At 49.7% G+C, this 398-nt stretch carries 2 rRNA genes; both read right to left on the minus strand.

From position 1 onward, the window contains the following. Positions 1 to 2: 2 nt before the first annotated feature. A 5S ribosomal RNA gene (gene rrf / locus EIZ48_RS28860) occupies positions 3 to 118 on the minus strand. A 152-nt stretch (positions 119 to 270) separates the two neighbouring features. Continuing rightward, positions 271 to 398 (minus strand): 23S ribosomal RNA (locus EIZ48_RS28865); the annotation flags it as partial.

Consider the following 398-nt stretch of genomic DNA (forward strand, 5'->3'; position numbering starts at 1 on the left):
AAGCCTGGCGATGTCCTACTCTCACATGGGGAGACCCCACACTACCATCGGCGCTATTACGTTTCACTACTGAGTTCGGCATGGGATCAGGTGGGTCCATAATGCTATGGTCGCCAAGCAAATTCGACGTGAAGGGATTCACTAATATCGCGATGCCATGGATGGCAAGGAGCGATGTGACCCTACACTATAATCTGGGAAAATCTRACTAGCGTTCTCGCGCTTACATTCAAGCGTTCGTGGAGTCCGTAAAAACCCCTTGGGTGTTGTATGGTTAAGCCTCACGGGCAATTAGTACAGGTTAGCTCAACGCCTCACAGCGCTTACACACCCTGCCTATCTACGTCGTAGTCTCCAACAACCCTTYAGGATACTTAAAGTATCAGGGATGACTCATC

The organism is Photobacterium alginatilyticum (genome assembly GCF_009910675.1).
Lineage (GTDB): Bacteria > Pseudomonadota > Gammaproteobacteria > Enterobacterales > Vibrionaceae > Photobacterium > Photobacterium alginatilyticum.